This is a genomic window from Caballeronia sp. LZ003, from assembly GCF_031451465.1.
Taxonomy (GTDB): domain Bacteria; phylum Pseudomonadota; class Gammaproteobacteria; order Burkholderiales; family Burkholderiaceae; genus Caballeronia.
In genome coordinates, this window is sequence record NZ_JARUXJ010000259.1 from 1 (window position 1) to 8,238 (window position 8,238).

The following is an 8,238-nucleotide window of genomic DNA, read 5'->3' on the forward strand; positions in this document are numbered from 1 at the left end:
GAACGTGCCGCGCAGTCGGTGCGGTGTGAGCCCGACCACTTCACATGCGGCGTTTGCGGCGAACATCGCTCGACGCGTAAAACCCGCCTTGAACGCCTCACCGCTCTTGCGCGTCACGATCAGTCCGCATGCGTGGCGTATCGGATGCAGATAGTCAAGCAACCATCGAGGCACTGGTACGGGGTCGGCCTCGCGCCCTTTGGTCCGACCTGGCGTATAGGTGCCGCGCTCCCAGTCGAGCCACTCCCAACGCGCCGTGATGGTCTCCATTTCGCGCAGCCCCAATCCGAGCATCAACCGCACGGCGATCGACACGCCCGGCTGCCGAGCGGCCGCCGCATCCACTTCGATCAACCACTTCGAAGCCATCGACGCCGGCAACGTCGTGCGTGGCCTTTTCTGCAACTTGATCAACTTCACCGACCACGGCACCATCGGCAGGATGTTGCGCCGAACTGCCCAGTTGCACACGACCTTGATCGACTTGAGCCAATGATTGGCGCTCGCCCGGCTGTGCGTCTGCAAATGCTCAAGACGCGCCTGCTCAATGGCCCCGTTCGTCAACTGATCGACCGAAACATCGCCGAGCCCGTACAAATGCAAACGGGCGACCGTTCGCATCGACTTAATGTGCGCGCCGCTCACAATCGGCTCGTTGGCCGCAATCCATTTGACGAACAATTCCCGCAGCGTCGGCACCGGCTCGCGTCCTCTCGACCATAGTTTGGCGTCGTGGTAGGCGCGCGCCGCCACGGCTTCGGCCTTGTGCTTGACGCTCTCGCGTGTGCTGCGTTGCACCCGCGCGCCGTTCACCTGGAACCGGTAGTGCCAGCGTTTTCCAACACGAAATAACTGATAGCTCACCGCCTCGCCTCTTTATAGATCCCGAACGACTTCAATTCACCTCCGCGAAGCCGGTTTTTGGCAAGCACGATGAATTTGCCTGTGCGTTCGACAAAGCGATCGACGATCACCTCTCCGTTACGAAGTACTATGCGAACCCGGGCCCCCCGTGCGCAGCATGTATGCGGCGTCTTCATGACGGCTCCTAGGCGAGACTTTTGAAAAGCGCGTGAAACTGACGCAGCTTCTCCAGGTCGGCGCTGTCTTGTGCTTGCTGCTGTTCGATCGTCAGCGCCGCGGTCTCCACGTCAGAGGCTAGCTCCGTCAGATCCCCGGCGAGCTTGCGCGCGCGACCGGAAAGCGCGGACAGAATGTCGAGCACCGAATGGCTCGGCACGCTACCCCCTGAGCTGGATTCGATTTGTTTCGCTGCTACGGTCACCATGCTCTCCTTTTCTCTTACTTCCACGCGCTGAAAGCGCCCCTTGAACTTCTCGCGGACCAAACCAGCGTCCTGCAACCGAAGCAAGCACCCATCGAGCACCGCGACATCAGGCGAGCTCTTCGTCACTCGCCGCAGATGCATCGCGATCTCGTTGCGCGACCATGCGTCTTGCTTCGGCACCATCTCCAGCACTTTCTTCGCAATCGCAGATTGCCCGCTCAGCGCCGCTTGAAATCTTGCTGGTGTCATACCTTGCTTCCTTCCGATATCGGCGCATCCGGCGCCATCCATGTGTGATCGCCGCTATCGCGAAACGCGGTAAGTGATTTCCGGTTATCGGCATACAGGCAATCGACCCACGCGTATTCGTGATCGACCCAATCTGATCTTGAGATCGAGCCGCGGTATCCCACTGGGATGAATGCCAGCGCGTTGACCTTGTATTGCTCGTCGCCTCGGCCGCTCGGATTGCGATGCCGCACGCGGCGCAAGCCATGAACCATCGTTGTGATCGGCGCTTTCTGCGTCATGATCGTGTAGCGGCCGCGCATGCCGCGATCTGTCACGAGACCGACAACAGGGACGCGCACGGTTAGCACTATTGGCTGCATCGTTTTCACCATGCTTGCGCCACCTCCCGCTTTGCCAAGGTGAGGAAGTACGGGATGCCCAGCAGCGCCGCAACGATGGATTCGCGTTGCCACACCAGAACGCCGAGGATCGCCATCGTGCTCACGAAATCGTAGAAGGCATTCACGGGATAGCCGTGCTCGTAATCCTTCGCGGACACGAGTAAGGCCGCAATCCACATGATTTCGGCGATGACACAGAGGTAGGCGATGGCGACATCCCGTGCGAGCGCGTGACCGCCCTCGACCCACAGGTATAGGCAGATGACGAGTAACACGTCGAACAGGACGGCTCGGGCGAGCTTTTGAGCGTTCATGAATTTTGACTCCAACGAACAGGGTTGAAACGACAGGTCGATACGCTGGACACGTATTGCCAGTCGGGCAGCAGTGCGCAATTCGCAAAGCCAAGGCGATGCATGGGCTCAAGGCCCGGCGTCTTGACCGCGTATCGGCAGGTTTGGCAGTCCTTCGCACCGAGTTCTGTACCGAGCAGGTCGCCTTGCTGATTCGAGGCGGCGCGGTTCGAGCTACGCTTGCTCATGCCGCCTCCGTGTTGCCGTGTCGATCTCGCGGGATGTCGTTGAAGTAGGCGTACAGCGCCTCGTAGTGCTCCTCGCTTTCGCGGCCGACCGTGCGCAGCATGTCCTCCATCCATCCGCCTGGGCCGGCGGCCTTGAACACGCGGGCCTTGAAGCGCATGAACGTTTCGCCATCGCCCTGTTTCACGCCAAGCTGCTCGCCACGCGCCTCGATGCCGCTCGACGTGCGCCACCAGTCCGCAACGATCGTCCTCGCGCCGCCAGGCGGCGATGACGCCCCCGTCTCAGCTTTCACGGGGAAAAGCCCTGTCCAGCCACGAAGCACAGCCTCCTCGACTGTCACCTCGGGCAACTGGCCGCCCGCTGCGAGCGAAAGCAAACGTTTGACCGAAAGCGCAGCGGCCGTTCGCGTCCACGGTGCGTCCTTGTGCTTCGCCTCTCGGTGCTCGCACCACATCGCCCAGACCTCCGACGTGATTTCGTCCGGCAGTTCGAGATTTCGGATCTGCTCATGCAACGCAACTCGCGACGCACGTCGCGCAGGTTGCTTATCTAAGTTCTTCTCTTTCTCTTCTAAACCCTTCTTGCCCTCCACATTTGGTACCCCTTCGAGGGAAATGTGGAGGGGCTTCGAGGGAAATGTGGAGGGGCTTACATCCGGATTTGGAGGGGCTCCACATTTGGAGGGGCTCCGTTTTTGGTCCCCCTTAGCAGTACCAAATTTGGAGGGGCTCCGTTTATGGAGGGGCTTAGCATCTAACTCCTCCATAGACGGCGGACTCAATGAGATAGCATCCCCAGTGCGCTGATCGACCGCTTGAACTACGACAGAGCCAGATGGAGCGAGCATCTGATAAACGACAATGCTTTTCGTGCCGCCCATGCGACGCGGCGTCTCAGTCAGGAAACCAAGCGACACGAGCTTTTCGCGCGCTTTCCGAATGGTCTTGACGTCGAGCTCGGTGTCGAGCACAAGCTCGTCGTTCGTGACCCACGTGGTGTAGTCTTCGGCCGCCCAATGCGCATATGTTTTCAAGAGTGTCTTGGCCGCTGAATCGCCGACGTGCTGACGTTTGGCCCATTGATATGCGTAACCACTCATTGCTGGGCGCTCCTACGATGGCGAGCACAGTCGTCTGACTGACGGACGCGCTCGATCGCCTGCAGCCGGCTCGCGGCAGAGGCGATGATTTCGGGAAGAAGGCGCACCGACACCACGCCCGGCTCACCAATAAGCTTCGCGAGCGCATGAGGCGCGATCACTACCGCGTCCGATGCCACGGGCTGCATCCGCTGACATCCGTCGTGGTCGAAGTACATCAGCCAGCGACTGTCGAGCGGTCGAGCTTGGGGCGACTCAGCGGTTTGAGCTTCACGCTCAAGAAGATCCAATACCCACCGGCGAAATGCAGCGGCTTTTGAGGTGCGTGCGAGCATGCCCAGCAAGTGCGCGCCGCGTAGCGAGAAGATGCGTACCTGCTGATCGCCACCCGCTGTGGGGAGCGTTACAACGGCGGTCATGCTGTCGGTGAATTCGGCAGCGTTGCGCTCGAATACCTGCTGCACCTTGTGAGGATTGGCGTAGCCCAAGGCTACCCCAATCTGGCGTAGACTTAGCCAACGCAGACCCTCACGGTCGATAACGTCGAAGCGGTAGCTCTGAAAGGAAAGGGATTGCGTTTGCTCAGGACGAGCGCGGACGTTAGCACGCATGGCGGGCTCCTTTGTGTGGGACAAAGGCCCGCCGCTCATTTCGACGTGAGGGGTGGCGGGCCCGACAGCGGGGGTCGAAAACCGGCCACAAAGGCAAACCGGCCCAGCCGAAGCTGGCCCCGCCCGGCCCGCCATTGAAAGAGGCGTGCAGAGACGAAGGGACGATAAAAAAGCCGCTTGCGCGGCGGCTCGTCCGCCTTTGTGACACCGGGTTTCGACGCCCGCAGCTCGGTTGTCTACCGAGATGATCGAAGTATAGGCAACAGCGCCGGTGGCGGTCAAGCGACACAAGTCTTGCGCCGGATACGTCAATGACGTATGATGGCCGCAATGCATACGATTATCGAAACACATGTTTTTATGGAAGACGCTCGGTCTTTGTGGAGCGAAGACGAACGTGGCGCGTTTTGCGCGTGGATTGCCGCAAATCCTTTGGCGGGTGACGTTGTTCCGGGTTCGGGTGGATGCCGAAAGGTGCGCTGGGGACGACCCGGCATGGGTAAACGCGGCGGTGTCCGCGTTATTTACTACAACCGGCTCGAAAACGGCGAAATTTGGTTGTTGGTTATTTATGCCAAGAACGTGCGAGGCAACATTCCTGCGCACACCCTTAAAGCCATTAAGGAATCGATTCAAGATGAAACCGAATGAAGAAATGACCGGCGAAGAGCTCGGGAACAAGTTGCTTCGTGCTGTACGCGAAATGAAGGAAGGCCGTGCAGCACGCGTTACGCAGGTGGAACCATCTACAGCGTCCATCGCTCGCGACAAGAGCGGGCTATCGCAAAGTGAATTCGCCAAGCTCATAGGCGTCTCACTGCGCACGTTGCAGGAGTGGGAGCAAGGCCGGCGCAAACCGACAGGCGCCGCCCAAACCTTGTTGCGCGTAGCTGCGCTGCACCCGGAAGCGCTTCGGGATCTGCAAAGCACGTGACCGGACTCAGCTTTGTTCAAGCGGCTAAAAGCGACTAATTTCGATCGCGATACGCAGGCCAGAAACGAATTCCGCTGAATGTGAAGCACCTGTTCATGCGATTGATCCCCGGACACGCGACGCGGGGGAAAGGTATTCGTTATGACCTGTTTGCCGAAAGCGAAGCGTCCAAGCCTGAAATGCTCGCAAAGCCCGAAGGTGTTTCGCTCAGTATGTTGGTGCTGACCTTCGTCGCGGAAGGGTTGGGACGTCGAGAGCATGCGCATTAAGCCTCCGCGCACCGCGCGTCACGCTCAGCGAGCTGCCGCGCCATCCACTTGCCGGCAATCCATTCGAAACCTTTCGGGGTGAATTTCCAGTACTTGAATGCGTATTGCCGCTCGTCATCCGTCACGCCAACGCCAACTTCAACGCGGCCCGTCTCGACGTGCGTCTTATAGGGCTCCATGCGCTGCCGCTTGCCCGCGAGGAAGACCACGCCCAAGTCAACTCTCGGGCTATGTTTGATAGCGTTACTCATTGGTCACCCTACAGATCGTTATCGTGACCGCACGGCAGAGAGCCGTCGTCGTTCTGCTTTGCTCCGCAGCTGAGACAGATCTTTCGCGATTCCGCGGCTCCCGCATCGTCACGATCCTTCGCCTCTGCTAGCTCGATAAATTGAGCTCCTTCCTTCAATGTCGCCATTCACCATGCTCCTGCTCGGTAGTCTGTAATACCCAGCGCAACGCCTCAGCACGTTCACCCGACGACGCGCCCAACTCCTTCAAAATTTCCTTGCGGCTTCGCATCCTGGGCGTGCGTTCGCCAAGCGCCTCGCGCTGCGCTCGGGCGCGTGCATGACCAGCGACGTTCGCGCCGGCAGCAACTAGCTCCCGAACCTTCTCGCGCTGCTGCGCCGGTGGGAGTTTCGAAAGGTGACGGGCGTGAGTGACGTTGATGCGCGCGCTTTCGATCGCTTTGCGAACATCAGCGCAACATTCGAGCAGTGCGAGCGTTGCCCGTACCGTGGCCGCCGAACAGCCAAAGATCGTCGCGAGCTCTGCCTCGCTGTAGCCGAAGGCCATCACGCGGCGCATCTTCTCTGCGCGGCCAAGAGGGGTGTCTGCCTCCCGGAGCTCGTTCTCGCTGATGATCGCGGTCAGCGCCGTGCGCCTCTCGCCTCGATGGACTTGCCCGGGGACCTGGAGCAGCGGTTCGCCGCGCGCACGCCGCCATTCATTCGCCAGGCGCGCCGCCTTAACGCGTTGTCGCCCAACCGCAACTTCCGTTTCGCCCGTCTCGGTGTTCTTCATCACTGAGATCGGCTGAAGCACACCCTGGAAATCGATGTTCCGAGCGAGATCCTCGTTCACCGGCAGATCAACGCGCGGGTCATACAGCGGCGAAGCCGTATCCGTCACCAGCACCAGCTTGTCGGGGTCGAAGAACAGCAGGTTTGTCTTCCCCGACGCGCCGTATGCATCAATCGAGTTCTTTGCCATCGGTCGTATCCATCAGATCTCACCGCTAAAGAAGTTACGAACGCATGATTTGTCGCCGCAAGGATCAGCAACGGCGCCCGGTAAATCTTTAATAGTTGTACTAACACACAAAGAATCACTCAACGACTGCGCTCCTTCCGCCCTATCGTTTAACCGACCGCTCCGGCGCTTTGCGCATACTTTCCTGTATTGCCTCTGCTGCGTCTTTGCGTGTCACGTTGAAGCCCGCCATCGGCAGTGGCGTTGCTGGTTCATAGGCAAAGCGCCGTTGCGACAGCATTTCGTTCGCGCCGGTTTCAATCTGGAAGGCCTCGCGACGTTCCTACTTCATCTGCGTGATAACCGCTCCGAGTGTTTCGCGGGTTGCATTTCTAAGCATCTGCTGGTGCCGCTCGATGTGCATTCTTGGTTTCCTCTTTGTAAGGCGGGGCTTAAGCCCCTGGCATCACGCTTTCGCAACATGACACAGCTTTTGAGCCGCAGACTCCGTGACTCAATCGAACGACAATAAGACGTCATTCCCTGTTTATGCTTAGGTATCAACGAAGTTTTGACGGATTTGACGCCGGGAATGAGCTGACCGTCGACAACGACGCGGCCGTTTGACGAGCGACCGCTGAGGGATGCTTCAATCATTACGATTGCGGTCCCTTTCGGCCGGGTGAAGGAAAAGTTGCATCGAAAAGCCAAAGCGCTAGCCATACTTCTCCGTGACATTGCAGTTCCTGTAAATAGGCGACTCGAGCGCCAGGCATCGACTTGAATTCCGTAGAAATGACCAGCGAACCGCGGGCCGCAGATCTTCGCACCGCACCACACCATTGCTCTGTTCTTCGATGTTGATGCACAGCTGAACGTCGAATTCGGCCTTTGCGCTGATCGCTTTACGCAGATATCCAATGGTTGTGTTGCAGCGTCGAGCGAACTCCGCCTGCTCTTGGGGAGACTTAGAGTTGAGATATGCGCGCAGGGCTTCCATGACCCCGACGATACCCTTGGGTAAGAATCTCGTCAATACCTAAGGGGAATTTACCTGAGAGTAACATTAGGCTGAAATGATCCAATGAACAAATTTGAGCGAAGGCGACTCCGCCTTATCGAAATCCGCGACCGTTTTTGCGGTGGTACTGCAACTGGACTCGCGAAGAAACTCGGGAAATCTGATTCCTACGTTACGAGAATGCTGTGGCCAGAGGACCGAAATGGCCGGAAACGCATTGGTGAGGCGATGGTCGATCAGATAGAAGAAGCGTTTGGTTGGAAGCGAGGCACGTTTGATTCGGAGCAACTGCCCGGTGTCACTGGTGCCGCTTCGAAAGATGATCGACGTGAAAAGGCGAGGCTGGAGTGGGGTAGCCAAACGTTTGCGACAGATAGTAAGCTCGTCGAGCGTAACATTGAGGCGGGTCCAGACATCCGGGGCAAGGTGCCATTGATCTCTTGGGTCCAGGCTGGCGCTTGGGAGTCGTTTGTGGATGATTTAGCTGTTGGCGACGCGGAAGATTGGTTGCTCTCGCCGATCGCCACCTCCAAGAATGCTTATTTCCTCCGTGTCAAAGGGTTAAGCATGTTCAACCCCACAGGCGAGCCCTCCTTCAACGAAAACGATCTGATCCTTGTTGAGCCGCAATGCTGCGCCCACTCCGGG

General features: G+C 58.6%; 12 protein-coding genes and 1 pseudogene. 4 read left to right on the forward strand and 9 right to left on the reverse strand.

Translation table 11 applies throughout. The features are described from left to right. The 7 genes and pseudogenes from QCE79_RS38395 to QCE79_RS38425 all read right to left on the reverse strand — a co-directional run. Window positions 1-864 (reverse strand): annotated as a pseudogene (locus QCE79_RS38395) (site-specific integrase); the annotation flags it as partial. Between the two features lie 184 nt (window positions 865-1,048). Continuing rightward, complete coding sequence (locus QCE79_RS38400; RefSeq protein WP_309854187.1) at window positions 1,049-1,537, reverse strand: hypothetical protein; 489 nt, start codon at window positions 1,535-1,537, stop codon at window positions 1,049-1,051. Then, window positions 1,534-1,899 (reverse strand): hypothetical protein, encoded by a 366-nt coding sequence (locus QCE79_RS38405; RefSeq protein WP_309854190.1) that lies wholly within the window; start codon window positions 1,897-1,899, stop codon window positions 1,534-1,536. Before QCE79_RS38405 ends, QCE79_RS38400 begins: the two co-directional genes overlap by 4 nt. Window positions 1,900-1,904: 5 nt before the next feature. Then, window positions 1,905-2,234, reverse strand: coding sequence for a hypothetical protein (locus QCE79_RS38410; RefSeq protein ID WP_309854193.1), 330 nt, complete (start codon window positions 2,232-2,234; stop codon window positions 1,905-1,907). After that, window positions 2,231-2,461, reverse strand: a complete 231-nt coding sequence (locus tag QCE79_RS38415; RefSeq protein ID WP_309854196.1) for a hypothetical protein — start codon at window positions 2,459-2,461, stop codon at window positions 2,231-2,233. Before QCE79_RS38415 ends, QCE79_RS38410 begins: the two co-directional genes overlap by 4 nt. After that, complete coding sequence (locus QCE79_RS38420; protein WP_309854199.1) at window positions 2,458-3,561, reverse strand: hypothetical protein; 1,104 nt, start codon at window positions 3,559-3,561, stop codon at window positions 2,458-2,460. Before QCE79_RS38420 ends, QCE79_RS38415 begins: the two co-directional genes overlap by 4 nt. Continuing rightward, a complete protein-coding gene (locus QCE79_RS38425) occupies window positions 3,558-4,172 on the reverse strand; it encodes a Bro-N domain-containing protein (protein ID WP_309854202.1) in 615 nt (204 codons plus the stop codon). Before QCE79_RS38425 ends, QCE79_RS38420 begins: the two co-directional genes overlap by 4 nt. Before the next feature lie 330 nt (window positions 4,173-4,502). On the opposite strand from QCE79_RS38425, the gene QCE79_RS38430 reads away from it, so the two are divergent. The 3 genes from QCE79_RS38430 to QCE79_RS38440 all read left to right on the forward strand — a co-directional run bounded on the left by QCE79_RS38430 (window position 4,503) and on the right by QCE79_RS38440 (window position 5,375). Continuing rightward, window positions 4,503-4,823, forward strand: a complete 321-nt coding sequence (locus QCE79_RS38430; protein WP_309854205.1) for a transcriptional regulator — start codon at window positions 4,503-4,505, stop codon at window positions 4,821-4,823. Then, window positions 4,810-5,106, forward strand: a complete 297-nt coding sequence (locus QCE79_RS38435; protein WP_309854208.1) for a helix-turn-helix domain-containing protein — start codon at window positions 4,810-4,812, stop codon at window positions 5,104-5,106. Before QCE79_RS38430 ends, QCE79_RS38435 begins: the two co-directional genes overlap by 14 nt. A gap of 80 nt (window positions 5,107-5,186) precedes the next feature. Beyond that, a complete protein-coding gene (locus QCE79_RS38440) occupies window positions 5,187-5,375 on the forward strand; it encodes a hypothetical protein (protein ID WP_309854211.1) in 189 nt (62 codons plus the stop codon). Here QCE79_RS38440 and QCE79_RS38445 read toward each other — a convergent pair. After that, window positions 5,372-5,590: a hypothetical protein gene (locus QCE79_RS38445; protein WP_309854214.1), complete on the reverse strand. Its 219-nt coding sequence runs from the start codon at window positions 5,588-5,590 to the stop codon at window positions 5,372-5,374. The genes QCE79_RS38440 and QCE79_RS38445 overlap by 4 nt on opposite strands. A gap of 190 nt (window positions 5,591-5,780) precedes the next feature. Continuing rightward, the gene (locus QCE79_RS38450; RefSeq protein ID WP_309854217.1) at window positions 5,781-6,590 is read right to left on the reverse strand and encodes a ParB N-terminal domain-containing protein; all 810 of its coding nucleotides are present in this window, start codon (window positions 6,588-6,590) and stop codon (window positions 5,781-5,783) included. A gap of 1,063 nt (window positions 6,591-7,653) precedes the next feature. On the opposite strand from QCE79_RS38450, the gene QCE79_RS38460 reads away from it, so the two are divergent. Next, a partial coding sequence (locus tag QCE79_RS38460) for a S24 family peptidase (protein ID WP_309854223.1) occupies window positions 7,654-8,238 on the forward strand: 585 nt, incomplete at its 3' end.